Origin of the sequence: Providencia sp. PROV252 (assembly GCF_033676005.1) — a bacterium.
In the GTDB taxonomy this organism is placed as follows: Bacteria; Pseudomonadota; Gammaproteobacteria; order Enterobacterales; family Enterobacteriaceae; genus Providencia; species Providencia vermicola.
Genome location: NZ_CP096294.1, coordinates 2813458 through 2839333, shown reverse-complemented (window position 1 = coordinate 2839333; position 25876 = coordinate 2813458). Strand labels below are relative to the sequence as shown.

Annotated in this window: 20 protein-coding genes; 16 read left to right on the top strand and 4 right to left on the bottom strand. The window is 41.2% G+C overall.

From position 1 onward, the window contains the following. Nucleotides 1-41 precede the first annotated feature (41 nt). The 3 genes from M1F05_RS13090 to M1F05_RS13080 form a co-directional block, all read right to left on the bottom strand. A complete protein-coding gene (locus M1F05_RS13090; RefSeq protein WP_206082471.1) occupies nucleotides 42-1046 on the bottom strand; it encodes a C4-dicarboxylate TRAP transporter substrate-binding protein in 1005 nt (334 codons plus the stop codon). Between the two features lie 46 nt (nucleotides 1047-1092). Beyond that, complete coding sequence (locus tag M1F05_RS13085) at nucleotides 1093-2541, bottom strand: tagaturonate reductase (protein WP_412990549.1); 1449 nt, start codon at nucleotides 2539-2541, stop codon at nucleotides 1093-1095. A 360-nt stretch (nucleotides 2542-2901) separates the two neighbouring features. Continuing rightward, nucleotides 2902-3807, bottom strand: a complete 906-nt coding sequence (locus M1F05_RS13080; RefSeq protein WP_206082469.1) for a GntR family transcriptional regulator — start codon at nucleotides 3805-3807, stop codon at nucleotides 2902-2904. 142 nt (nucleotides 3808-3949) lie between these two features. Here M1F05_RS13080 and M1F05_RS13075 point away from each other — a divergent pair, with 142 nt between their 5' ends. Beyond that, a complete protein-coding gene (locus tag M1F05_RS13075) occupies nucleotides 3950-4966 on the top strand; it encodes a zinc-binding alcohol dehydrogenase family protein (protein WP_241016771.1) in 1017 nt (338 codons plus the stop codon). 51 nt (nucleotides 4967-5017) lie between these two features. On the opposite strand, the gene suhB is transcribed toward M1F05_RS13075, so the two are convergent. Continuing rightward, the gene (suhB, locus tag M1F05_RS13070; RefSeq protein WP_206082467.1) at nucleotides 5018-5821 is read right to left on the bottom strand and encodes an inositol-1-monophosphatase; all 804 of its coding nucleotides are present in this window, start codon (nucleotides 5819-5821) and stop codon (nucleotides 5018-5020) included. A gap of 123 nt (nucleotides 5822-5944) precedes the next feature. Here suhB and trmJ point away from each other — a divergent pair, with 123 nt between their 5' ends. The 15 genes from trmJ to pbpC all read left to right on the top strand — a co-directional run bounded on the left by trmJ (nucleotide 5945) and on the right by pbpC (nucleotide 25723). Then, nucleotides 5945-6676 (top strand): tRNA (cytosine(32)/uridine(32)-2'-O)-methyltransferase TrmJ, encoded by a 732-nt coding sequence (gene trmJ / locus M1F05_RS13065; RefSeq protein WP_206082466.1) that lies wholly within the window; start codon nucleotides 5945-5947, stop codon nucleotides 6674-6676. 119 nt (nucleotides 6677-6795) lie between these two features. Then, nucleotides 6796-7293 (top strand): Fe-S cluster assembly transcriptional regulator IscR, encoded by a 498-nt coding sequence (gene iscR / locus M1F05_RS13060; RefSeq protein ID WP_206082465.1) that lies wholly within the window; start codon nucleotides 6796-6798, stop codon nucleotides 7291-7293. Nucleotides 7294-7417: 124 nt separating this feature from the next. Next, entirely contained in the window at nucleotides 7418-8632 is a 1215-nt protein-coding gene (locus tag M1F05_RS13055) for an IscS subfamily cysteine desulfurase (RefSeq protein WP_206082464.1), read from the top strand. A 24-nt stretch (nucleotides 8633-8656) separates the two neighbouring features. Next, entirely contained in the window at nucleotides 8657-9043 is a 387-nt protein-coding gene (gene iscU, locus M1F05_RS13050) for a Fe-S cluster assembly scaffold IscU (protein ID WP_206082463.1), read from the top strand. Nucleotides 9044-9252: 209 nt separating this feature from the next. Further along, on the top strand, nucleotides 9253-9576 hold the full coding sequence (iscA, locus tag M1F05_RS13045) for an iron-sulfur cluster assembly protein IscA (protein ID WP_047756461.1): 324 nt from the start codon (nucleotides 9253-9255) through the stop codon (nucleotides 9574-9576). A gap of 95 nt (nucleotides 9577-9671) precedes the next feature. Continuing rightward, nucleotides 9672-10193: a co-chaperone HscB gene (gene hscB, locus M1F05_RS13040; RefSeq protein WP_206082462.1), complete on the top strand. Its 522-nt coding sequence runs from the start codon at nucleotides 9672-9674 to the stop codon at nucleotides 10191-10193. A gap of 12 nt (nucleotides 10194-10205) precedes the next feature. Then, a complete protein-coding gene (gene hscA, locus M1F05_RS13035) occupies nucleotides 10206-12056 on the top strand; it encodes a Fe-S protein assembly chaperone HscA (RefSeq protein ID WP_206082461.1) in 1851 nt (616 codons plus the stop codon). Between the two features lie 2 nt (nucleotides 12057-12058). After that, on the top strand, nucleotides 12059-12394 hold the full coding sequence (gene fdx, locus M1F05_RS13030; protein WP_206082460.1) for an ISC system 2Fe-2S type ferredoxin: 336 nt from the start codon (nucleotides 12059-12061) through the stop codon (nucleotides 12392-12394). A 1254-nt stretch (nucleotides 12395-13648) separates the two neighbouring features. After that, entirely contained in the window at nucleotides 13649-14815 is a 1167-nt protein-coding gene (locus M1F05_RS13025) for an MFS transporter (RefSeq protein WP_206082459.1), read from the top strand. A 40-nt stretch (nucleotides 14816-14855) separates the two neighbouring features. Further along, nucleotides 14856-15659: a helix-turn-helix transcriptional regulator gene (locus tag M1F05_RS13020; RefSeq protein ID WP_206082458.1), complete on the top strand. Its 804-nt coding sequence runs from the start codon at nucleotides 14856-14858 to the stop codon at nucleotides 15657-15659. A gap of 67 nt (nucleotides 15660-15726) precedes the next feature. Then, the gene (gene iscX, locus M1F05_RS13015; protein ID WP_004912658.1) at nucleotides 15727-15927 is read left to right on the top strand and encodes a Fe-S cluster assembly protein IscX; all 201 of its coding nucleotides are present in this window, start codon (nucleotides 15727-15729) and stop codon (nucleotides 15925-15927) included. Between the two features lie 173 nt (nucleotides 15928-16100). Further along, on the top strand, nucleotides 16101-17396 hold the full coding sequence (gene pepB, locus M1F05_RS13010; RefSeq protein ID WP_206082457.1) for an aminopeptidase PepB: 1296 nt from the start codon (nucleotides 16101-16103) through the stop codon (nucleotides 17394-17396). A 126-nt stretch (nucleotides 17397-17522) separates the two neighbouring features. Further along, nucleotides 17523-17975 carry an enhanced serine sensitivity protein SseB C-terminal domain-containing protein gene (locus M1F05_RS13005; RefSeq protein WP_206082456.1) on the top strand — a complete coding sequence of 151 codons (453 nt, stop codon included), beginning with the start codon at nucleotides 17523-17525 and terminating at the stop codon, nucleotides 17973-17975. Nucleotides 17976-18292: 317 nt separating this feature from the next. Continuing rightward, nucleotides 18293-23332 (top strand): alpha-2-macroglobulin family protein, encoded by a 5040-nt coding sequence (locus tag M1F05_RS13000; RefSeq protein ID WP_206082455.1) that lies wholly within the window; start codon nucleotides 18293-18295, stop codon nucleotides 23330-23332. A 69-nt stretch (nucleotides 23333-23401) separates the two neighbouring features. Continuing rightward, nucleotides 23402-25723: a peptidoglycan glycosyltransferase PbpC gene (pbpC, locus tag M1F05_RS12995; RefSeq protein WP_206082454.1), complete on the top strand. Its 2322-nt coding sequence runs from the start codon at nucleotides 23402-23404 to the stop codon at nucleotides 25721-25723. Nucleotides 25724-25876 lie beyond the last annotated feature (153 nt).

The following is a 25876-nucleotide window of genomic DNA, read 5'->3' as shown; positions in this document are numbered from 1 at the left end:
TAATTTAAAAATATTGGCGGTTTAACCGCCAATATAGATGGTTAGTTATTAATAATATCTTGTGTTTGTTGATATAAATTCGCAGACCATTCAGGGAATTCGTTATAGAATGGTTTTGATTTTTCTTTGAAAAGGGTACGGTCAACTTCAACAACAGTGACACCTTCACTTTTCATTTTCTCAATAATTTCTTTTTCTTCTTTCAGGACTAATTCGGTGAGGTATTGACCAGCTTCATTCCCCGATTCAACCAAGGCGAGTTGGATATTTTCAGGTAATTTATTATATGTTTTGCTACCCATAACTAAGTTAGTAACGTTTTCAACGTGGCCAGTTAAAATTAAGTATTTCGCTGCTTCATGGTGTTTTTGACCGTATAACACAGGAATTGGATTCTCTGCACCATCAATAATTTTAAGATTAAGTGCAGTATAAACTTCAGCTAATGGCAATGGTGTCGGTGTAGCTCCCATTGCTTCTAATCCTTTAATTTGGATTTTGTTGTTCGGTACGCGAATTTTTAGACCTTTTAGATCATCTGGAGTTTGCACCATTTTATTTGCTAAAATATGACGAGATCCATACAACCAATCTTTAGAAACAACATGCAACCCTTTTTTGTCTAGCTGCTGTTCCAGCGAGCTATACCAAGGAGAGGCATTTAATTTAAAAATATCCTTATATGACAGGCCTAGATATGGGCCGAACATGATGCCGTAGTCAGGAACATAATCTGAAAAGAAAGCACCATCGGCGAGAGTGATAAGTGGACTACCTAATTTCATCTGCTCAATGACATCTTTTTTCGAACCTAATTGTGAGCTTGGGTAAGGAATAAGTTCACCTTCACCATTGGTTTTTTCATTGAATTTTTTTGCCCATTCATGAATAGCGAGATCAAAAGGTTCTCCAGGGTTATTTTCGTAAGCGACTTTAAGTTTATACTTTGCTTCTGCAAAAGCGGTTCCTGCCATACTGCCCATTAAAAACATGGCGCTGAGTGTTAAGCCTAGAATATTCTTCCCGTTTAATGTGCTCAGTTTCATAAGTGTATCTCCTGTAGGGGGACTTATTGTTTTAAATAGTTATTGTTTATTTGGTGTATCGTGCTTCAAGTATTGCTTGAGTGCCACTGCGTAAAATATGTGTAACCTTTAAGGCGATATCCTCAGTTAACGAATCAATTTGATTGAGATCTATTTCCCATAAATCTGACATGGCGAGCACATTGTAAGTGAGCTGCGTAATATCGGTATCATAGAGTTCGTCCCAAACCTTAAATCGTTCCAGTAAATATTCATCATCCTTCAATGGAATAGTCAGATGGTTGAATTTGCCACGATAAAAGACAATTAAAGCTGCAAGTGAAAATGAAATACAATAGGGGATAGCATTACGTTGTTGAGAATACGAAATTAACTGGGGTAATAACCGCGTTTTAAATTTAGTGAGCGAATTAAGGGAAATGGAAAGTAATTCATGCTCAATGTAGGGATTATTAAAGCGATCAATAACATCTGCAGCAAACTGATTTAACTCAGAGGGTTGTTGGGATAAAACAGGGATAACTTCATGAGTGATAAGCTCATTAACATAGGCCAAAAAGGTTGGGTTGGAAGCCACCTCTCTGACGGTTTTTATGCCAGCTAAGTAAGCAACAGGCACCATTGAGGTATGAGCACCATTAAGAATAGCAACCTTACGTTCTTTATAGGGTTTAATGTCATCAACAATTTTGATATTTAATGGAAGAGAATTCAGCTTCAATTTTTCCTCTAAGATCTTTGGACCTTGTATGACGAATAGATAAAAATATTCAGCAGTAACGAGAAAATCGTCTTTGTAGCCTAATTCGCTTTCTAATTTTTCAATTTCGTTTTTTGGGTAACCAGTGACTATTCTATCCACTAATGTGGAGCAAAAGGTATTGTGTTCATTTAGCCAAGTAACAAACTCATCTGGCAGATCCCAATCTTGTGCATGTTGAAGAACAAATTCTTTAAGCTTTTCACCATTATAATCAATGAGTTCACAAGGTATAATAAATAAACCTTTATCTTTATCCCCTTTAAAATATTGGTAACGATGGAACAAAAACTGGGTCAATTTGCCTGGGAAGCTCTTCGCTGGTTTTTCTTCAAAACAGACATCATGATGATACACAATGCCAGCTTCAGTGGTGTTAGAAAATATCCATTGCAGTTCAGGATTTTCTGCACATTTTATAAATTCATCATATTCAGAATAAATAAGTATTTCTCTATTAACTGAATTTATAATTCTAATATCAGCAACTTGTTGCTGTTGTTCGTTAAGTCCCCTGGTGATGGCAGTGTATAGGCCATCTTGTTTATTGATTGATGGGTGAGCAGAGTCAATGGGCCTCACAAGTGTAATGCCGCTATTGAAATCTGTTTTTTCATTAAGTTGGTCAACCATCCAATCAATAAATGCACGTAAAAAATTACCTTCCCCAAATTGAAGAATTTTTTCAGGGTATTGCTTTGTCACCATTGACTTTCGGTTCAGGTAATAATTCATAGCCATTCCTCTAGTTATTATGCGTATATGTGTTCTGGTGTGGACTCAGACTAGAAGTATTTAGAGAAAGGCACTATTAATTGCATCAATTTTGTGGATTAAATGGCTTTTTCATGCTTTTAATCTGTTTTTTATGAGTAAAAAACAGTTTTTAATTTAAAGTTGATTGGAGTTGTTTGTTTAATTGATTGATATTAAATTGATTTTTCTTTATTTCGCTTTGTTTTTAAAATGTTATTTATAGTTTATTTGGTTTTTTTAAGGAAAAATCCAGATAAAAACAAAATAATGAAAATAAGAGTAGATGAGAAAAATCAATTGTTTCCCTATGGTGATATAACAAATTATTTATGGTTCGATTTACTCGTAAGTTTGTTGAATAGAATTGATCATAGTTCGTTTAGCGGTATCTAAATGGTGGCGAAGCTCATTCATTGCCACAAGGTCATTACGACTAATTAGTGCACTGAGAATGGTCATATGTTCTTCAATTGCAAGCACATTTCGCTCTTTTAGGTCTGATTCATCCCACTGATATTGGAAGTGGAAAATAACAGTAATTATTTCAAGTGACTGATTAAAGAAAGGGTTATTAGCACCTGATAAAATTAAACTGTGTAATTCATAGTCAAGTTGAGAGAAGTCCCGGTAATTGATTGTGACGGTTTCCCTCAGGGCGCGATGTTTTAAAAGTAACTCTTTCGCTAAAATCCAGCGGTGGTCATCCGCGGGTAAGTTTAAAAAGTGTGTTAGTGCATTGGTTTCAAGTAATTCTCTGAATTCAAATAATTTTTCTGCATACTCGCGGGAAAATTTCATCATGTGCCAGTTGCCGCGATGGGTGTTTTTAATCAGACCATAACGTGAAAACTCAACTAAAAACTCACGTACTACACTGGAATTCACATGGCTTTTTTTAGCTAATTGAAGTTCAGTAAATGTGTCACCTGGCATCAATTCCTTTTCTTTTATCATTTGATAAAAGGCTTTTTCGAATAAAACGATTTGTTGATCGGGGAGGCTAGACTCAACGGGGAAGAAATCATTTTTGTTAGGGTATCGGGAAACATGATATTCACTCCCTTGTTTTTCAATGATTTTCTTTTCTAGTAAATATTCTATCGTATGTCTTACCGTCGTACGACTGATATTAAACATCTCAGCTAAAGATGATTGTGAAGGAAATGGCGAAGACAGTAGATTTTTATGAATAGCGTCTAGGAATTCATTAATTGAACTGTAACGTAAGTTTTTACTTCTTACCATCTTCAGCATCCCTCTATGATTTTTATGTTTAAAAAACCGATTTAATACCGATTTGAAAACATTTAATCACAAAAATTAGTTGTTTAATACCTAATTTATGTTTTTTAAATTAAAAAAGACGGATTAATTGATGGAGGGTGATATGAAGCAATTGATTTGTCAGGAACCAAAAAAATTAGTTTACCAGCAAGTGGAAGAACCTGTTGTTAAGGCTGGGCGAGTCAAAATAAAGATACATGCGGTAGGAATTTGTGGAACAGATATTCATGCGTGGGGAGGGAATCAGCCCTTTTTTCAGTACCCACGTGTCTTAGGGCATGAAATTTCGGGGACTATTTGTGCAGTTGCTGATGATGTAAAACAATGGAAAGTGGGGCAGCGTGTTGCTGTAATGCCTTATGTGGCATGCTATGAATGTGGTGCATGTAAAAGCGGGAAAACCAATTGTTGTGAAAAAATTTCAGTGATTGGTGTGCACGAAGATGGTGGGTTTTGTGAATATCTGAATGTCCCTGAAAAAAATATATTAGCCATTGAAGACAGCGTGTCTGATATCGATGGGGCGTTAATTGAACCTTTCGCTATTAGTGCCCACGCGGTGAGACGAGCACAAATTAAACCAAATGATGCCATTCTTGTAGTCGGTGCGGGGCCTATTGGTCTTGGTGTTGCAGCTATTGCAAAAGCAGATGGAGCAAATGTTCTTGTTGCTGATACTAGCTTGGCAAGACGCCAACATGTTGAAAAAGTATTAGGTGTAAAAACCTGTGATCCTGCTTCTGAGGACTATCTGGCCGTCATTGAAGCCTATTTTGGCGGGATGTTAGCCGAAAAATTGATTGATGCCACGGGTAACCCGCATGCGATGAATAATACCGTTAATTTAATTCGTCATGGTGGGCAAGTTATTTTTGTGGGGTTATTCAAAGGCAACCTTTCATTCTCTGATCCTGATTTTCATAAAAAAGAAACCACAATGATGGGCAGTCGTAATGCGACCCCTGAAGACTTTAATAAAGTTGCTAGACTGATGGCTGAAGGTAAAATATCAAGTGAAATGATGCTTACTCACCAGTTTGATTTTGATTCCATTGGCGAGCGTTATGAGCAAGATGTTATCAATAATCGTGACTTAATCAAAGGTGTTATTTTATTTTAAAATGGCTACAAAAAAGCCCACATATGAAGTGGGCTTTAACGAAAAGAGAAATTAACGTTTTAACGCTTCAGATAATTCATCTTTCATGATGGACAGCATATCGCGAACAACGCGTGGGCTACCTGCAACTAAGTTACCAGAAGCTAAATAGTTATGGCCACCGATAAAGTCAGTCATAATCCCACCAGCTTCACGCATGATGAGCTCGCCGCCTAAAAAATCCCATGGTTTTAAACCGATTTCAAAATACGCATCGACACGGCCAGCAGCCACATAGCATAAGTCTAATGCTGCAGAACCTGTACGACGGAAATCCGCACATTTATCAAACATCGCTGTCATGATGTTCATAAATACAGGTGCGTGTTGTTTTTGTTTGAATGGGAAGCCTGTTGCAACGATAGCACCGTCAAGGTCACGTTTCTCATCAATACGGACGCGGTAACCGTTCAATTGCGCGCCTTGTCCACGGACGGCACTGAATAATTCATTGCGCATTGGATCGTAAACCACAGCAACTTCAGTACGGCCTTTAACGCGTACAGCGATAGAAACAGAGAAGTGAGGGAGACGTTTTGTGAAGTTGGTAGTGCCATCCAGTGGATCGATTACCCATTGAACATCATCATCTTTACCTAATAATTCACCACTTTCTTCAGTGATAATTGTGTGGTCTGGATAAGACTTACGGATGATTTCAATAATTAATTGCTCAGATTCTTGGTCAACGTTAGTAACGAAATCGTTCGTTCCTTTCTGAGTGACTTTAATATTGCTAGGCATTTCATAGTTTTTAGCTATGTGATTACCAGCCTTACGTGCGGCACGTATGGCGATGTTAAGCATCGGATGCATGGGCTTTTTCCACTGGAATGTTAAAGAACAAAAAACTTGAGAGCAGAAGTATATAGATGTTCGTCACAATAAGCAATTTTGTGTTAAGCTATGCCGATAATTTTTTCATTAAACGTATAAACCATGCTAGAAAATATTCGTATCGTTCTTGTTGAGACCTCACACACAGGCAATATGGGTTCCACCGCCCGTGCAATGAAAACCATGGGGCTTTCAAATCTGTACCTCGTCAACCCTCTTGTTGAACCTGACTCGCATTCAATCGCACTTTCTGCAGGTGCGAGCGATGTTATTGGTAACGCGACCATCGTCAAAACGTTAGATGAAGCCCTTGAAGGATGTAAGTTGGTGATTGGTACCAGCGCACGTTCGCGGACGTTGTCTTGGCCGATGGTTGAGCCACGGGAATGTGGTGTAAAATCTGTTGAGCAATCAAAAGAATCGCCAGTCGCGATTGTTTTTGGTCGTGAACGTGTTGGTTTGACCAACGAAGAATTGCAAAAATGCCAGTATCACTTGTATATCCCAACTAACCCTGAGTATGGTTCTTTAAACCTTGCTATGGCGGTACAATTGGTCAGTTATGAGATCCGTATGGCGTATTTAGCCATGGATGAAAAAAATCCCGTGACCTCAAATGATGATGAGGTAGAATATCCCCCCTCTGAAGATGTTGAACGTTTTTATGTGCACCTTGAAAGCGTATTAAATGAATCGGGCTTTATTCGCAAAGCGCATCCAGGCTTAATTATGAATAAGTTACGTCGTTTATTTACTCGTGCGCACATTGAAACCCAAGAGCTACACATTCTGCGCGGTATCTTAACGTCGATGGAAAAATGGGCGAAAAAGTGAGGCGAAATCCGTGGTGAAAGTCAGTGAATAATACTTGAGTAAAATAGTCAGGTAAATAGTTGACTAAATTACTCAGGAATGTCACAATTCAGCCATATTTTACCACGGAGTAATATGTTATGAGACTCACTTCCAAAGGACGTTACGCAGTAACTGCGATGTTAGATGTCGCGTTACACTCTCAGTCTGGTCCAGTACCTTTAGCTGATATTTCTGAACGTCAGGGAATTTCCCTCTCTTATCTTGAGCAACTTTTCTCTCGTTTACGTAAAAACGAGCTAGTTTCTAGCGTTCGCGGTCCGGGCGGTGGTTATTTGCTTGGTAGAGACGCTGACCAAATTTTTGTTGCTGAGGTAATCGCTGCGGTTGATGAATCGGTTGATGCAACCCGTTGCCAAGGTAATAAAGAAGGTTGTCAAAACGGCGACCGTTGTTTAACGCATGCATTATGGCGTGACTTAAGTGACAGAATCACCAGTTTCCTTAGCAGCATCAGTCTTGATGAGCTCGTGAAAAATCAAGAAGTGATGGTTGTGGCTGATAGACAAGATAATGAACAACGTAAAAGTATGCCAAACGGCATCACGCCTGAATCCATTATCAATGTACGTGCTTAAAATATTATATTAAAAATTGCAGTCGATACCGAGTAGTGAGTGCCTAGACGAAGAGCTAAGTTCCGCCATCGGTGTCTTTAGAAAATTAAAGGCAAGTTAGCTTGTCCTTTGGAGTATGTGAGCAATGAAATTACCAATCTATCTTGATTATTCAGCAACAACACCGGTTGACCCGCGTGTGGCTGAAAAAATGATGCAATGCTTAACAATGGATGGGAACTTCGGTAACCCTGCATCCCGTTCTCATCGCTTTGGCTGGCAAGCCGAAGAGGCGGTTGATATTGCACGCAACCAAATCGCTGAATTAGTGGGTGCTGACCCGCGTGAAATCGTCTTTACGTCAGGCGCAACGGAGTCTGATAACTTAGCCATTAAAGGCGCAGCGAATTTCTATAAAAAGAAAGGCAACCACATTATTACCTGTAAAACGGAACATAAAGCCGTTTTAGACACTTGTCGCCAATTAGAACGTGAAGGCTTTGAAGTGACCTATTTGTCACCACAAAGCAATGGCTTAATTGTGATGCAAGACCTAATTGACGCTATTCGCGAAGAAACCATTCTGATTTCTATCATGCATGTGAACAACGAAATCGGTGTGGTTCAGGATATCGAGGCTATCGGTGAATTATGCCGTAGCAAAGGCATCGTTTTCCACGTGGATGCAACACAAAGCGTGGGTAAATTACCTATCGACTTAAGTGCGTTAAAAGTGGATTTAATGTCATTCTCTGCACACAAATTGTATGGCCCTATGGGTATCGGTGCGCTGTATGTTCGCCGTAAACCGCGTATTCGCCTTGAAGCACAACAACACGGTGGCGGTCATGAGCGCGGTATGCGTTCAGGGACATTACCTGTACATCAAATCGTGGGCATGGGTGAAGCTTACCGTATCGCTAAAGAAGAAATGGCAGCGGAATCTGAACGTCTGCGTGGCCTGCGTTTACGTCTGTGGAATGGCATTAAAGATATCGAAGAAGTTTACCTCAATGGTGATTTGGAACATGGTGCGCCGCACATTCTGAACGTCAGCTTCAACTATGTTGAAGGTGAATCACTGATGATGTCATTAAAAGATTTGGCTGTATCTTCAGGCTCTGCATGTACTTCTGCAAGCTTAGAACCTTCTTATGTACTGCGCGCTTTAGGGATGAATGATGAGCTAGCACACAGCTCAATCCGTTTCTCTTTAGGTCGTTTCACGACAGAAGAAGAAATTGACTATGCAATCAAAATGATTCATGGCGCAATTGGCCACTTACGCGAGCTGTCTCCTTTATGGGAAATGTTTAAAGACGGCGTAGATCTTAACAGCATCGAATGGTCTCACCATTAATCAGACGGTTTCAGGAGTTTAAAAATGGCTTACAGTGAAAAAGTTATCGATCATTATGAAAACCCACGCAACGTTGGTTCATTCGACAACAGCGACCCAAGCGTCGGCAGTGGGATGGTAGGTGCACCTGCTTGTGGTGACGTCATGAAGCTGCAAATCAAAGTTAGCGATGACGGCATTATTGAAGATGCACGCTTTAAAACTTACGGTTGCGGCTCAGCAATTGCATCAAGTTCACTGGTGACTGAGTGGATGAAAGGCAAAAGCTTAGACGAAGCGGAGTCAATCAAAAATACAGCGATTGCAGAAGAGTTAGAATTGCCGCCAGTGAAAATTCACTGCTCAATTTTGGCAGAAGATGCAATTAAAGCTGCTATTGCAGATTACAAAAGCAAACGCCAAAGCAAATAAGGTTTAAATCAGTTTATAGGGCAACCCATATTAATAAATAACAAAAAGTTACCGCCCTATATCTGGTCAAAATATCGCTCATCCAACATGTTGAATATCGCTAAGTAAGTGATTACTTATCAACGGGGTGAAAGGTATAAAAATAATTTGAAGGCGGATGCGACAATTGTGTAGCATCTGCCTTGTTTGTTTCTAAAGTGAGGTTTGCAATGTCTATTTCTCTTACAGAAAGTGCAGCGCTGCGTATTCAATCTTTCCTGCAAAATCGCGGTAAAGGTGAAGGCTTGCGTTTAGGTGTAAGAACTTCAGGTTGTTCAGGAATGGCATATGTTCTTGAGTTCGCTGATATAATCAATGAAGAAGACACAGTTTTCGAAGATAAAGGTGTAAAAGTCATTGTCGATGGTAAAAGCATCGTTTATCTAGATGGTACCGAGCTGGATTTCGTCAAAGAAGGCTTAAACGAAGGGTTTAAATTCAATAACCCTAACGTCAATAGCGAATGCGGATGCGGTGAAAGTTTTCACGTATAATGCCTTCATAAACGCATGATTTTCGACCAATGTAGCTGATACTGTTAAACAACGTGTTTGTTGCATTGGTAACCGGTTCGAGACACTAAGCACTTATGGATTATTTTACTCTCTTTGGGTTAACCCAAAATTACGCAATTGATAGCGAACAACTCACACAGCGCTTTCAAGATTTACAGCGTCAATACCACCCTGATCGTTTTGCTGCCTCCTCTGAGCAGGAAAAAATGCAAGCCCTTCAAAAAGCCGCCACGATCAACGCGGCTTACCAGTCTTTACGTCATCCGCTAAAACGCGCGGAATACCTGCTTTCATTGCATGGTTTCGATATTAATAATGAACAACATACTATGCATGATACTGTATTTTTGATGGAACAACTTGAGCTACGTGAAGAGCTCGACAATATCGAAAACAATGCCAATTCGCTTGACTTATTGGCGGTGTTTATGAAGAACGTCAAAAAAATGCAGCAAGATAGAAACTTGCTAATGGTCAACGAATTAGATGCGATGCAGTGGGAAAAAGCCGCTGATACTGTGCGTAAGCTGCGTTTTCTCGATAAGTTACAGCAACAAGCTGAGCAGCTCGAAGAACGGTTACTGGACGAATTTTAAGAGAAAACGATTATGGCCTTATTACAAATCAGTGAACCAGGTATGACCGCTGCGCCGCACCAACGCAAATTGGCGGCGGGTATCGACTTAGGTACGACGCACTCGTTGATCGCCACGGTACGTAGTGGTGAAGCAGCCGCACTACCAGATAGCCAAGGGCGTGTTTTGCTGCCCTCTATCGTCAATTACCAAACTACGGATAAGCGTGTAGGTTGGGATGCAAAGCAACTTGCAGAACAAGACCCCGTGAATACCATTATTTCGGTAAAAAGAATGATGGGACGTTCATTGGCTGATATTCAAAAACGCTACCCTGATTTGCCTTATCAATTAACCGCGAGTGAAAACGGATTACCGTTCATCCATACAGCGACAGGGCAAGTTGACCCTATTCAAGTGTCGTCCGATATCTTAAAAACACTGGCAAAACGCGCAGAAAACACCCTTGGCGGAGAAATGGATGGCGTGGTGATCACGGTGCCCGCCTATTTTGATGATGCGCAGCGTCAAGGAACCAAAGATGCGGCTCGCCTTGCGGGGCTGCATGTGTTGCGCTTGCTTAATGAGCCGACCGCCGCTGCAATTGCCTATGGTTTAGATTCAGGGCAAGAAGGGGTAATCGCAGTTTATGATCTCGGTGGCGGCACATTTGACGTGTCTATCTTACGTTTAAGTCGTGGTGTGTTTGAAGTATTAGCCACGGGAGGCGATACAGCGCTTGGTGGTGATGATTTTGACCACGTTCTTGCGCAGTGGATTGCCGACCAAGCCGGTGTTTCACTGCAAGGTGACCACCATTTAAATCGCCAGTTATTGAATATTGCCACTGACGTAAAAATTGCATTGAGTGATGCAGACACAGCCACTATTGAGCTGGCTAGTTGGCAGGGGAAAATTCATCGCGAACAATTTGAAGCATTGATTGAAACGCATATTAAGCGCACGTTAATGGCATGCCGTCGTGCATTAAAAGACGCGGGCGTAGAAGCGGATGAAGTGCTAAATGTCGTGATGGTCGGTGGTTCGACGCGTGTGCCACTTGTGCGTCAAAAAGTGGGGGCGTTTTTTGGTAAAACACCACTGACCTCCATCGACCCTGATAAAGTTGTCGCCATTGGCGCGGCTATCCAAGCCGATATTTTAGTGGGTAATAAGCCTGACAGTGACATGCTGCTTCTGGATGTGATCCCTCTTTCCCTTGGTTTAGAAACCATGGGGGGGTTAGTGGAAAAAGTTATACCACGCAATACCACTATCCCAGTTGCCCGCGCACAAGAGTTCACAACATTCAAAGATGGTCAAACTGCAATGAGTGTTCATGTGGTACAAGGTGAGCGTGAAATGGTGGCAGATTGCCGTTCTTTAGCGCGTTTTACTCTGCGTGATATCCCCGCTATGGCGGCAGGTGGTGCGCATATTCGTGTCACATTCCAAGTGGACGCCGATGGCCTGCTCAGCGTGAGCGCCATGGAAAAATCCACGGGAGTAGAAGCCTCAATTCAAGTTAAGCCATCCTATGGTTTAACAGACAATGAAATTTCAAACATGATTAAAGATTCAATGACTAACGCGCAAGATGATTTAACTGCGCGCCGCCTAGCGGAGCAAAAAGTTGAAGCGGCAAGAGTGCTTGAAAGTTTAACGAGCGCATTAGCCCAAGATGCAAATTTACTGACGCCAAACGAAGAGTCAGAAATTGATAATGCGGTCAATGAGTTAATTAAAGCGGTTGAGGGTACTGACCCCATCGCAATTGAAAATGCCATTAAACAACTGGATAAGCAATCGCAGGATTTTGCTGCGCGTCGAATGGATGCATCTATTCGCCAAGCGTTGTCAGGCCATTCTGTGGATGAGATATAATTATGCCTAAAATAGTTTTTTTACCTCATAGTGATTTATGTCCAGACGGTGCTGTAGTTGAAGCACAAGAGGGTGAGTCGATTTTAAACGTGGCACTGCGTAGCGGTATCGAACTGGAACATGCCTGCGAGAAATCCTGTGCCTGCACAACCTGCCATTGTATAGTGCGCGAAGGCTTTGATTCTCTAGAAGAAAGCAGTGAATTAGAAGACGACATGCTGGATAAAGCATGGGGCCTAGAACCTGAAAGCCGACTGAGTTGCCAAGCAATGGTAGCGGATGAGGACTTAGTGGTGGAGCTGCCTAAATATACTATCAATCACGCCCGCGAACACTGATTTTTGTCATACTTCACGCCGTAGCGTTGTTGGCTTCTTTCGCTAACCCTAGTCACATACTTTTGTATGCTCCTAGGGATTAGCGCAATTTGCCGCCTAGCTACAACGTGAATTATTTAAAAAATCCAAACGCTCATCATACTTCATGCTGTAGCGTTGTTGGCTTCTTTCACTAACCCTAGTCACATACTTTTGTATGCACCTCGAGATACTCTTAATCACGGCCTAGCTACAACGTGAATTATTTAAAAAATCCAAACGCTCATCATACTTCATGCTGTAGCGTTGTTGGCTTCTTTCACTAACCCTAGTCACATACTTTTGTATGCACCTCGAGATACTCTTAATCACGGCCTAGCTACAACGTGAATTATTTAAAAAATCCAAACGCTCATCATACTTCATGCTGTAGCGTTGTTGGCTTCTTTCACTAACCCTAGTCACATACTTTTGTATGCACCTCGAGATACTCTTAATCACGGCCTAGCTACAACGTGAATTATTTAAAAATCCAAACGCTCATCATACTTCATGCTGTAGCGTTGTTGGCTTCTTTCACTAACCCTAGTCACATACTTTTGTATGCACCCCGAGATACTCTTAATCACGGCCTAGCTACAACGTGAATTATTTAAAAATCCAAACGCTCATCATACTTCATGCTGTAGCGTTGTTGGCTTCTTTCACTAACCCTAGTCACATACTTTTGTATGCACCTCGAGATACTCTTAATCACGGCCTAGCTACAACGTGAATTATTTAAAAATCCAAACGCTCATCATACTTCATGCTGTAGCGTTGTTGGCTTCTTTTGCTAACCCTAGTCACATACTTTTGTATGCTCCTAGGGATTAGCTCAATTTGCCGCCTAGCGACAACACTAGCCATTTAAATAATTAACATTAAATAGCCATTAATAAATATTCATATATATACTAATGGTTATTTTAAAATATTATAAAAAATAAATTATGTTTTCTTATGGTAATTTTATTTTTAGATGACGAGCCATTTTTACTATTTGCATTAAATATAATAATGAAATTATTTTATATGCAACTACGGTTTTTAATTTTATTTCTTTTTTTAGTTTAATGGGTTAATAGGGTTGGTTAAATTTTTACTTTTTATATTTTATTTGTTGTGTTATAGGTAATATCGATATTGGGAGGTGTCTTTTAAGTTAAAATATAATAATTTAATTTCCATATAAATACCAATGCAATAATGTTAAATATAAAAAGGAATTTTAATATGAAATGGAAGTATCGGTTTGGTGCAGTAGCGGGTAATACACTTGAATATTATGATATTGCAGTATTTGCCGCAATATCGGGTTATCTCAGCGCTGAATTAGAACGACTAGGCTATAACCAAGCCACAGAAATGGTATGGGGAATATTTGCATTACGCTTTATTGCTCGGCCTGTTGGTGGGTATATAATAGGTCGCTATGCACAAAAATCAGGAAAAAAATCAGCGTTGATATTGACAGGGATAATAACGGGTACAGCAACATTATGTATGGCACTACTTCCAATTGAGTTATTAGCTAATTATACTCCCATTATTATTTTAATTTTACAGATGGCTCTCTCATTTAGTTTTGGTGGTGAATATCCCTCGTTATCTACTTATTTACTTAATGATGCAAAAAAAGAAGAAATAGGCCGGATATCAGCAATTATTAATTGTAGTTCAACGCTAGGGATTATCCTTTCACTAGGTATCGTCTTCATTCTTGAGAATGTGCTGGAAGCACAGGTAATGCAGACAATAGGATGGAGAATCCCTCTATTTTTAGGTGTTTTAAATATCATTATTAGTTTTTGGTTTCGTGTTAAACTACCAGAGTCTATAGCTCAAGATACAAATAAGCTATCTATTAGTTATGCTAATATTGGTTATGTTTTTTTATTAACTATTCCAGGTAGTATTATTTTCTTTGTGCAAAATGTATCAACGCCTATTTTTCTTGAAAAAGTGAATATTATAGAAAATAGAACAACGTATGGGTTAATGTTTTCAACTTTGTTATTGGTGAGCATGCTATTTTTTGGATGGTTTGCTGATAAATATAGTAATCCCAAAAAAATATATAATTTGGGTGTGGCTTGTATGTTGGTTTTATCTATTCCACTTTTCTTCTTAATAAATAGTCGAGTTATAGAGCTAATAATATTAGCTCAGATTATAATAACATTATATGCAGCTATGGTGTTATCTAATAGTACGTATATGTTGTTTTATGCATCTGAAGGTAATGTGATAAATTTTGCAATAGGATTTAATCTGGCGGTAACTATGCTTGGGGGCATTACACCATTGATAACATCCTATCTAGCCGATATTAATTTAATTTATATAGGTGTGTTTTTAACATTCTGTGGTGGTGTTAGATTTATTGCTTTTCGTAGATAAATAATGGTAAGTCAATTTTAAACTTTGCATAGGTAAATAAATGAATATAGAAAGCATAGTGTTAGAAAAAACCTTTTCAGATTTTAGTAATGAATTTTCAAAATACTTCGATTGGAATGACATTGATTTAACTTTTTTCTCTGTTGATATTAAAAAAAAGGAATACTATATATCATCAAGTAACTATGAATGGCAATTACTTTGTTGGGCAGATGATCTGGACCTTTTAATTTCTGAACGATTAAAATCGAGTATTCAATATTGGAGTAATTACTCAGATGCTTACGCAGAAACACTAAAAAAAACAGAAAAAAATCAATTTAAAATAGATATTTGCAGTAGATATGACGACATTTTTGAAATTACGACTATTAATGCTAAAAAGCAATTTAGTTTATCTGAAATATTAGCAATTTATAAATATCGTCCTATTATTGCGGACTACTCCCACTATACATGGAAAAAAAATCCAGAAATTGCATTACCGATGAGAGCGAATATCAATGATGATAATGGGTTGTTAGGTAAAACTAAAAATCTTGCTGATGAATTTATCAATACACATAAGCACATGCGCTTTGGTAATATTCGTTTTACGCGAAAAGAAATGATAACCATAAGGTTACTGCTTTCGCACTGTAGGGTAAAAGAAATCAGTTATATTCAAGGCTGCTCTGAAGCCAGTGAAAATAAGCGAATACAAAACATCAAAGAAAAGTTGGGCTGCCCTTATGTATCATCAAGCGGCTTGTTTACTGCATTAAAAGAACAAGGTATTACGTTGGCATGTCTGGAGACACTTATCGATTTACCTCTTACAAATAGTATAATGAAGAATAAATGAAGGGCCATTGATATGACTCAATGGAGTATAATTTGAAAAACAATTATTCGTATAATGAGAGAAAAACATGAGTTTAAAATGGTCAAATAGCCGTGAAATCGGCGAAGCACTGTATGACGCGTTTCCAGATGTCGACCCTAAAACAGTTCGTTTTACGGATATGCACCAATGGATTTGCGACTTAGAAGAGTTTGATGATGACCCGCAAAAGTCGAATGAAAAAATCCTAGAAGCTATCTTGTTAGTTTGGCTGGATGAGTTCGAATAATTAGCAATTAATATTAAAGACCGAGCAATCATTAGAAAATGTGCTCGGTTTTTTTATTTTATATCAGCACTATAATGATATCGCTAACGCTATTTATCGGTTAAGGTAAAGGCATCTGCCGATAGATTATTGGGCTTTTGCTGTCGGTAAAAATAGACAAAGTGAGAAAAACGATGACAAAACAAATTATGCCAGTAATGATTTCTTGTGAGCCAGCAGCACCTTGTTGGGGTGAGGGCGCATTGTTAAGCTCTGGCGATAAAGGAATGACAATCCACCTGAAGCACGCTGGTAAACTTTGTGCAGTGCAAAGTGCGGGTCGCAAATTAGACGGCCAGGGTATCCGCAATGTTGCACTGACTGGCGAGGGTTGGGATTTAGAAAAAAGTTGGGCATTTTGGCAAGGTTTTCGTGCACCCAAAGGGGCAAGAACCATTGAATGGCCTGTATTGCCAGAGGATGACCGTAAAGAATTAGAAAACCGCATTCGCACCGTGGATTGGGTGCGCGATGTGATTAATGCGCCCGCAGAAGAACTCGGCCCTGAACAATTGGCTCAACGTGCTATCGATTTACTCTGTACCGTTGGTGCGCAAGACATTAGCTATCGTATTGTAAAAGGTGATGATTTATTAGAACAAGGTTATGCAGGTATTCATACCGTCGGTCGTGGCTCTAGCCGCCCACCTGTATTCTTAGCATTAGATTATAATCCAGGAGCAAGCCCTGATGCGCCCGTATTTGCGGCATTAGTGGGTAAAGGAATTACATTCGATTCAGGTGGTTATAGCATCAAGCCATCCTCTTCTATGAACTCTATGAAAGCGGATATGGGCGGGGCAGCAACACTAGCTGGCGCACTAGCATTAGCCATTTCACGCGGCTTGAAAAAACGTGTCAAAATGTTCTTGTGCCTAGCAGACAACATGGTCAGCGGCAATGCATTTAAATTAGGCGATATTATTCGTTACCGTAATGGTAAGTCTGTTGAAATCATGAACACGGATGCAGAAGGTCGTTTAGTCCTTGCGGACGGTTTGATTGATGCAAGCAAAGAAAAACCAACACTTATCATTGATGCAGCAACCTTAACGGGCGCAGCAAAAACAGCCGTAGGTGGCGATTACCACAGCGTTTTAAGTTTTGATGATAAATTAGTTGCCGATTTAATGAGTGCTTCTGATGCAGAGTTTGAACTATTTTGGCGCTTGCCACTAGCAGAGTTCCATCGTCAACAGTTGCCATCAGGCTTTGCCGATTTAAATAACATTGCAGCGCCATCACACACCGCAGGTGCGAGCACCGCCGCAGCATTTTTATCCCACTTTGTTGAAAACTACCGTCAAAATTGGGTACATATTGACTGCTCTGCAACGTACCGTAAATCGCCAGTTAGCTTATGGGCTGAGGGCGCAACAGGTATAGGTGTGAGAACATTAGCGAATTTATTAATCAGTAAAGCAAAATAAATTGCGATTATTGATATCAGGCACGAAGGGGAAACTTTCCGTGCCTATTTTTTATCTCAACAATTTTTTACCTCAACAAAAGTACGCGTATAATAAACGATTATTTTTTCATGGTAGGGGATGAGCATGTCGCAGCAATCGAACAATCATAATGCGAACCAAGAAACTGAGATCCAATTTACAGAGTTAACGGTGCCGAAAGGTTCCTCGTTGAAATTAAGTGTATTAGATGAAGAGCCACAAGCGATTGTCGATGCGCTGACTGAGTTCTTTAAGCAACATAAGGTCGTCAGACGGGCTTTTATGGTGTCAGCGCTTGAAGATGAAGAGGGTGAGGAAAACCCTATTTTAATGATTGCATTGGAATTTACCACTGGCGCAGAGAATATCGATACAATTATTCATGAAGCAGGTACATTAGCTTGTGAGTATTTAAATGATGATGAATCGATTGATTTTTGTGTGGTCAATGAACATGAAAAAGGTATTAGTCATTTTATTACTCAACATGTTCAGCCGTTTTATCAGCGCCGTTTAGGCAGTTTTTTACGTGACACTATCCCTGTAAAAAATACCTGATAAAATCACGTATTGGGTGGGGAAACTGTATTTTCTCACTCATAAACAGATTATTGATAATTAATTATACGTATATTTCACTTCCTATTTATAAAATATCTCGCATTCCCACTGTTTTAGCCTCTGATAGTTTTTTCCGTTTTGTCTGATAGGTCTTTTGATCACATTCTGTTAAATTATGTTGATGAATGAAACAAAAATCTATCGTTTTCATTTATGCATAATCTAAAGCCATTCTAAATGCATAATGGGTTTTAACTTCCTGTTAATACCTTAAAAAAACAGAATATTTCTAACTAATTAAAGGGCGGGCGGTAATGAAACAACAATCTAGTTGGGCTTCATTGGCGGGTCTAAAAACGAAAAAACGCTATATTGCAATCGCATTAGCATCGGTCGTGGCATTATCTGGTTGTGATGACACCACGAAAGAGCCAACCACAAAAGAAAACAATGTTGCATCGTCGACAGAAAATCAAACCAAAACAGCACCCGTTGCGGAGCAAAAAAAAACAGCACCAAAACTTTCCACTGAAGAGTTAGTTAAAAAATACGCAGGGAAAGATTTAACGGTACTGGATGCGTCTGAATTGCAGCTTGATGGTGCAAGTGCGATGGTCATTACCTTCTCTGTTCCGCTACAAGCAAATCAAGATTTCGGGCAGTTTGTGAACCTGATTGATGTGAAGTCAGGGAAATTAGATGGTGCTTGGGAACTGTCTGATAATCAAATGGAACTGCGTTTTCGCCATTTACCGCCGTCAAAAGAATTAAACCTTACTATTAATCCAGGTATTAAAGCGGTTAATGAGCGCACTATTTCTGAAACGTTCGATAAAAAGTTCACCACGGCGCAAATCATTCCTACCGTTGGCTTTGCAAGTAAAGGTTCTTTATTACCAAGTAAAGTGGCACAAGGCTTGCCTGTTATTGCGCTGAATGTCGATAAAGTGGATGTGAATTTCTTCCGTGTGGATGAAAAACAGTTACCGCAATTTTTAGCTCAGTGGCAATACCGCAGTAACTACGAGTATTGGTACTCCGAAGAATTTCTTGATAAGGTTGAACTGGCCTATACAGGGCGTTTTGATTTAAACCCAGATAAAAATACCCGCCAGACCATTTTATTGCCACTGAAAGACATCAAAGAACTTCAGCAAGATGGCGTGTACCTTGCAATCATGCAAAAAGCGGGTTCATACAGCTATCAATTCCCTGCAACAGTATTCACTTTAAGTGATATTGGCGTATCGCTGCACAGCTACCAAGACCGTGTGGATATTTTCACTCAGTCATTAGCTAAAGGTTCCGCAATTAAAGGCGTGGAATTGCGTATTTTGGATGAAAAAGGCCAATTAGTGACCAAAGGTACCACTGATGGTGACGGTCATGCGCAATTAGATAAATTGGCTGGCGGCAAGTTGTTACTGGCAACCCATGATGGGCAAACCAGTATGATCGATTTAACACAACCTGCGTTGGACCTTTCTGAATTCGATATTTCAGGGCCTGAAGGTTTTGCAAAACAATTCTTTACCTTTGGCCCTCGTGATTTGTATCGTCCTGGTGAATTATTGCTAGTAAATGGTTTGCTGCGTGATGGTGATGGTAACCCTGTTAAATCTCAGCCTGTTAAAGTTGACATCTTGAAAACCGATGGGCAAGTGGTGCGCAGCTTTGTTTGGCAACCTGAGGAAAACCAAAATGGGTTATATCAATACCAATTTGAAATTCCAAAAAATGCCGAAACTGGTGGCTGGTCATTACGCTTTGATTTAGGGGATGGCTCACCTCAGCGTTACTATAAGTTCAATGTTGAAGATTTTATGCCAGAACGCATGGCATTAGAAATCGTTGGCAGTGATGTGCCGCGTTTAACCACTCAGTCTGTTGATTTTGATATTCAAGGTCGTTATTTGTATGGTGCACCAGCGGCGAGCAATGAGCTGCAAGGGCAAATACTCCTGAAAGCGAACCGTGAAGCTGTCGCAAAATTGCCAGGTTTTGAATTTGGTGCCGTCAATGAAGAAGGCTTACCACGTAAGTTGGATGAATTTGACCTAACACTCGATAGCAATGGTGAAACGGTTATTTCTATCCCAAATAGCAATTGGAGTTCGACTCGTTCACCAATTTCTGCGGTTTTACAGGCCAGCTTATTAGAAGCGGGTGGTCGCCCTGTGACGCGCCGTGCGGAACAAGCGATTTGGCCAGCGGAAAAACTGGTGGGTATTCGCCCATTATTCGCGAAAAAAGAAATCTATGATTATCGCACCGACCGTTATGTGAAACGCCATAATGTGGACGAAAATTCACTGGCGGAGTTCGAATTAGTTATGGCGGATGCGGCGGGTAATAAACTAGCTGCTGACAACTTAACCGTGCGTTTAGTGTATGAGCGCCGCGATTATTACTGGAGTTGGTCTGAAAGTGGTGGTTGGTCATCCAATTACGACCAAAAAGATTTAGTGATGGCGAATGAAAATATCGCGATTGCAAAAGACGGTACTGCCAAAGTCTCGTTCCCTGTGGATTGGGGCGCGTTTCGCATTGAAGTGCTGAATCCAGAAAACCAGTTAGTCTCTAGCCTGCAATTCTGGGCGGGCTATTCATGGCAAGATAACACTGGCGGCAGCGGTTCTGTGCGCCCTGACCAAGTGAAATTAAGCCTGAACAAACCCGCTTATTTACCAGGTGAAAAGGCGAAAGTTCGCATTGAATCACCAAAAGCAGGTAAAGGTTACGTTCTACTTGAATCGAGCAATGGCCCTCTATGGTGGGAAGAGATAGATGTGCCTGAAAAAGGCTTAGACGTTGGAGTGCCTGTGAATAAAGAGTGGGCACGTCATGATTTATATATTTCAGCTGTTGTCGTTCGCCCAGGTGATGACTCGAAAGAAGCCACCGTTAAACGTGCTGTAGGTGTGCTGCATCTGCCGATTGCGGATGAAAACCGTAAAATTGCTTTAGCGTTAACGTCGCCAGATAAAATGCGCCCGAACCAAGACTTAACGGTGAAGATTAAAGCGACAGCGCAAGATGGCAAGCCACTTCCTGAAAAAGTGAATGTGCTGTTATCTGCGGTGGATACGGGTGTACTGAATATCACCGATTTCAAAACGCCAGACCCATACGACGCATTCTTTGGTCGTAAGCGTTACAGTGTTGACCAATATGACGTTTATGGTCATCTGATTGAAGGGCAAGGTAAAGTTGCGAACCTGCGTTTTGGTGGTGATAGCGAAGAGGCTGCGCTGGAACGGGGTGGCATGAAGCCACTGACAGAAGTGCAGATTATCGCTGAGCAAGCCAAGCCTGTCACATTGGATAAAAATGGGGAAGGGGAAGTCTCCCTCGCAATCCCTGATTTTAATGGTGAACTGCGTGTGATGGCACAAGCGTGGAATGAAAAAGATTTCGGCCATGCAGATAGCAAAGTGATTGTTGCCGCACCGTTAGTGACGCAAATGTCGATGCCACGTTTTATGGCGGGTGGTGATAAATCCTATTTCGCCCTCGACCTGACTAACATGACAGACAACACGCAAAACCTGACCGTGAATTTCAAAGCGTCAGGCATGGTGAAGTTGGATGGTGTGACGAGCCGTGAATTAGCGCTTCCAAAAGGTAAGCGCACGACAATCAATTTACCTGTCAAAGCTGACTATGGTTTTGGTCAAGGTGAAGTGTCGATGACCATTAATGGAATGAAGATTGATGGGGAAGCGAACAAAGATTACAGCAACAGCTGGAAAGTGGGCGTGCGTCCTGCTCAACCTGCGGAAACTGTAGCGTTTGCAACCGCAATTGAACCAGGTACAGTGTGGTCATTACCAACGAATCAAATAGCGGCATTGAACCCTGAAACTCTGGAAGGGCAAGTGCTGTTAACTAGCCGTCCACCGTTAGATATTTCTCGTTATATTCGCGAGCTATTTGCGTATCCGTACGGTTGTCTTGAGCAAACTATCAGTGGTCTGTATCCGTCATTGTTCTCCACACAAGCGGAGCTGAACAAGTTAGGGATTAAAACGCAAACAGATGCGGATCGCCATAAAGCGATTGAAATTGGTATTCCACACCTGCTAAGCATGCAACGCGGCGATGGTGGCTTCTCTTTATGGGATAGAAACGGCCGTGAAGAATACTGGTTAACGGCTTATGCCGCAGATTTCTTAAACAAAGCGAATCAACGTGGCTTCACTGTTCCGCAAGATGCACTGAGCAACGCCAATACGCGTCTGTTAAGTTACTTGCAAGATGGTAATCAAATCAATTACCCATACACTGACAACCAGCCGGCTGCACGTTTTGCGACACAGGCGTATGCAGGTTTAGTGTTAGCATCACAGCAAAAAGCACCATTAGGGGCATTGCGCCAACTGTATAGCCAAAGTAACAATGCAATCAGCGGGTTACCATTGGTTCAGTTAGGGGTGGCATTAAATCTGATGGGGGATAAATCCCGTGGTGAAAGTGCGATTATTGAGGGCTTGAAAAAACAACGTACTGGTTATAACTATATTGGTGATTACGGCTCAACCATTCGTGATGATGCGATGATCATTGCGTTATTAAATGAATATAATTTGATGCCGAAATCCCGTGACCAAAAACTGCAAACGCTGTCAAATAACCTGACTTCGCAACGTTATTTCTCAACTCAAGAAAGCAATGCATTGTTCTTAGCAGGGCGTTTCTACTTGAATGAGTCTGAAGCGCCGTGGAAAGCGTTAATTAACGGGCAAGAACCGCCGATGATTTCGGACAAACCTGTTAGTGAGTTCTTAAGTAAAGGCCAAATTCAAAACGGCTATAGCATTGAAAACAGTGGCACAAACACATTGTATACGCGCCTGAATGTGGTGGGTTATCCACAACGTTCACCGAAACCAATGTCGAATGTACTAGGGATTCAACGCAGTTACTTTGATATGAAAGGTAACCGTATTTCACTGGATAGATTAAGAAGCGGTGAAATGGTGGTGGTGAAACTGGAAGTTCAAGCATCGCAAAGCGTGCCAGATGCACTAGTCGTAGATTTGCTGCCTGCGGGCTTAGAGTTGGAAAACCAAAACTTAGCCAATAGCAGCGCGAATTTAAGTGAATCAGCACCGAATTTGCAAGAACTGATTGATGACATGCAACAATCGCAAATTCGTCATATGGAATACCGTGACGATCGCTTTGTGGCTGCCGTTGAGGTTCAGCAGTATCGCCCAACAACCTTGGTTTACTTAGCGCGTGCCGTGACACCAGGTGTGTATAGCATCCCTGTCCCACAAGTTGAGTCAATGTATGTCCCTGATTGGCGTGCAACTGGCTACTCAGAAGGGCAAGTCGAAATCGTTCGCTAATTATCACCTTAGGCCCTTATATTGTGTAATATGAGGGCTTTTCTTACTTCTTTTTCGGTACACCCATCAATGAAAAAATGGTTACGTCGCACAGGCATTACGTTCGTGTCTTTGGTCATTTTGCTGCCGTTATTATTTTTAGCAGCAGATAAAATTTGGCCTTTGCCAATCAAACAGATCGAAATGGCACGAACCGTTGTGGCCGCTGATGGCACACCACTGTGGCGTTTTGCGGATAAAGACGGAATTTGGCGTTTTCCTGTCAAAATTGATGAGGTTTCCCCCGATTTTATCGAAGCGCTATTAACTTACGAAGACCGTCATTTTTATCGTCACCCTGGCGTGAACCCATTTTCATTAGTGCGTGCGGCAGGGCAGTTTGTTAGCTCAGGGCGAATTGTATCTGGTGGTAGTACCATTTCCATGCAAGTGGCACGGCTTATCGACCCCCATGAACGTACTCTGGGGGGAAAATTAAAGCAATTGTGGCGAACGGCTCAACTGGAATATCATTATTCGAAAGATGATATTCTCGAAATGTATTTAAACCGTGCGCCTTATGGGGGCACGATAGAAGGTATTGGTGCGGCAAGCTGGGTGTATTTGAATAAATCCCCTGCCAAGCTTACTGCCAGTGAAGCTGCATTATTTGCAGTGCTACCACAAGCACCAAGCCGCTTACGACCAGACCGCTATCCAGAAAGGGCACAAGCGGCGCGAGATAAAGTGCTGGATAGACTTGAAGAGTACCAAGTCTGGAGCCACGAAAAAGTGGCGGATATTAAGCAAGAGCAAATTTGGCTCGCACCACGTAAAAACCCACATTCTGCGCCGCTGTTGGCTCGACGAGTGACCAAAGATGCTCAAGAGTCGATCATTGAAACGACCATTGATGCCAGTTTACAGAGTCAACTGGAAGACATGGCAATGAACTGGAAAAACCAACTTCCCAAGCAAACTTCCTTGGGGATTTTAGTGGTCGATCACACTGATATGGCGGTGAAAGCCTATATAGGTTCGATAGATTTCCAAGATAATAGCCGTTTTGGTCATGTAGATATGGTCAGCGCTTGGCGTTCTCCAGGCTCGACATTAAAACCATTTTTATATGCGCTAGCGATGGATGATGGCCTGATCCACGCTGAATCATTGCTACAGGACGTGCCTAGGCGTTTTAATGATTACCGACCAGGTAACTTTGATAGCGGTTTTAACGGTCCTGTGAGCGTGAGTGATGCGCTGGTGCGCTCATTAAACTTGCCCGTAGTGCAACTATTAGATGTGTATGGCAGCAAACGCTTTACCGCACAACTGCGTAACGTGGGTACTGAATTACGTTTCCCTGTGGGCAGTGAGCCAAATTTGTCGTTGATTTTAGGCGGTACAGCAACGCGGATGGAAGACTTGGTGTCAGCTTATAGTGCGTTTGCACGCAAAGGTAATGTATCGCCGCTGCGTTTTAAACCGACGGATGAAATTCGCGATAGGGCATTGATGTCGCCAGGAGCTGCATGGATTGTCCGTCGTATTATGGGAGGAGAGGCACGTCCAGTTCCAGAGGCTAATTTATCAGGGCAACTGAACTTGGCTTGGAAAACAGGGACAAGTTACGGTTACCGAGATGCATGGGCGATAGGTGTCAATCCGCGATATACCATCGGGGTTTGGGTTGGAAGACCTGATGCCACTCCCGTCGCGGGGCAATTAGGCGTTGCAACGGCCATCCCGATTATGAACCAAGTCAATGGCATGTTATTGAGCCGAATTTACCTCTCTCATGAGACGCTACCAAAAGATACTAAGCCCGCAAGTGTTAGCCAAGCGGTGATTTGTTGGCCAGGGGGGACGGCGTTATTAAAAGACGATAACAATTGCCGTCAGCGGCGTTTAAGTTGGGTTTTGGATAACACCATCCCGCCAACATTAATGGCGCGTGATCAAGAGTCATTATTAGGACTAAGGCAAAAAATTTGGGTCAATGACCAAGGTTTACAAGTAGCAGCAGATTGTCCAAAGGCTCAAGAAAAAGAGGTGCATTTGTGGCCAATTACGGTTGAGTCTTGGTTGCCTTCAAGTGAAAAACGTGAAAATCGTCTACCAAAAGCCGATTTAAGCTGCCCGCCATTGAAATTAGAAATGCCACCGTTATTGATTTCGGGTGTGCGTGATGGGGAAGTTTTACAGCGCTTGCCAGGGAAAACTAGCTTGGATTTACGCTTAGTCACACAAGGTGGGCAAGGGCAGAAATGGTGGTTCTTAAATGGTGAACAAGTGAACTCCACTGAGCAAAATGGCTCTATTTTGCTCACGCTCGAAAAAAGCGGAAATTACCAAATATCTGTTTTAGATTTAAGCGGGCAAGTCACCGCGCTAAACTTTAGAGTTAAGTAACAGAGGAAAAACGTGACTTACCCGAAAAAATAGTGTTTTTTGCTATAAAAACTTTAACAAAATGTTGTTGTGACTGTAGGAAATTGTAATCAGAGCCCCTATAATCAACGCCTTATTTTTCTTTTTCCTAGGTGCGCTGATTTTTAGAGGCAA

Coding starts and splice junctions, on each gene's coding strand:
- iscA (WP_047756461.1), top strand. CDS start 9,253: ATGTCTATTTCTCTTACAGAAAGTGCAGCGCTGCGTATTCAATCTTTC.
- M1F05_RS13055 (WP_206082464.1), top strand. CDS start 7,418: ATGAAATTACCAATCTATCTTGATTATTCAGCAACAACACCGGTTGAC.
- M1F05_RS13005 (WP_206082456.1), top strand. CDS start 17,523: ATGTCGCAGCAATCGAACAATCATAATGCGAACCAAGAAACTGAGATC.
- pepB (WP_206082457.1), top strand. CDS start 16,101: ATGACAAAACAAATTATGCCAGTAATGATTTCTTGTGAGCCAGCAGCA.
- suhB (WP_206082467.1), bottom strand. CDS start 5,821: ATGCATCCGATGCTTAACATCGCCATACGTGCCGCACGTAAGGCTGGT.
- M1F05_RS13090 (WP_206082471.1), bottom strand. CDS start 1,046: ATGAAACTGAGCACATTAAACGGGAAGAATATTCTAGGCTTAACACTC.
- hscA (WP_206082461.1), top strand. CDS start 10,206: ATGGCCTTATTACAAATCAGTGAACCAGGTATGACCGCTGCGCCGCAC.
- iscU (WP_206082463.1), top strand. CDS start 8,657: ATGGCTTACAGTGAAAAAGTTATCGATCATTATGAAAACCCACGCAAC.
- M1F05_RS13075 (WP_241016771.1), top strand. CDS start 3,950: ATGAAGCAATTGATTTGTCAGGAACCAAAAAAATTAGTTTACCAGCAA.
- hscB (WP_206082462.1), top strand. CDS start 9,672: ATGGATTATTTTACTCTCTTTGGGTTAACCCAAAATTACGCAATTGAT.
- M1F05_RS13080 (WP_206082469.1), bottom strand. CDS start 3,807: ATGGTAAGAAGTAAAAACTTACGTTACAGTTCAATTAATGAATTCCTA.
- pbpC (WP_206082454.1), top strand. CDS start 23,402: ATGAAAAAATGGTTACGTCGCACAGGCATTACGTTCGTGTCTTTGGTC.
- M1F05_RS13000 (WP_206082455.1), top strand. CDS start 18,293: ATGAAACAACAATCTAGTTGGGCTTCATTGGCGGGTCTAAAAACGAAA.
- M1F05_RS13085 (WP_412990549.1), bottom strand. CDS start 2,541: ATGAATTATTACCTGAACCGAAAGTCAATGGTGACAAAGCAATACCCT.
- trmJ (WP_206082466.1), top strand. CDS start 5,945: ATGCTAGAAAATATTCGTATCGTTCTTGTTGAGACCTCACACACAGGC.
- iscX (WP_004912658.1), top strand. CDS start 15,727: ATGAGTTTAAAATGGTCAAATAGCCGTGAAATCGGCGAAGCACTGTAT.
- M1F05_RS13020 (WP_206082458.1), top strand. CDS start 14,856: ATGAATATAGAAAGCATAGTGTTAGAAAAAACCTTTTCAGATTTTAGT.
- fdx (WP_206082460.1), top strand. CDS start 12,059: ATGCCTAAAATAGTTTTTTTACCTCATAGTGATTTATGTCCAGACGGT.
- iscR (WP_206082465.1), top strand. CDS start 6,796: ATGAGACTCACTTCCAAAGGACGTTACGCAGTAACTGCGATGTTAGAT.
- M1F05_RS13025 (WP_206082459.1), top strand. CDS start 13,649: ATGAAATGGAAGTATCGGTTTGGTGCAGTAGCGGGTAATACACTTGAA.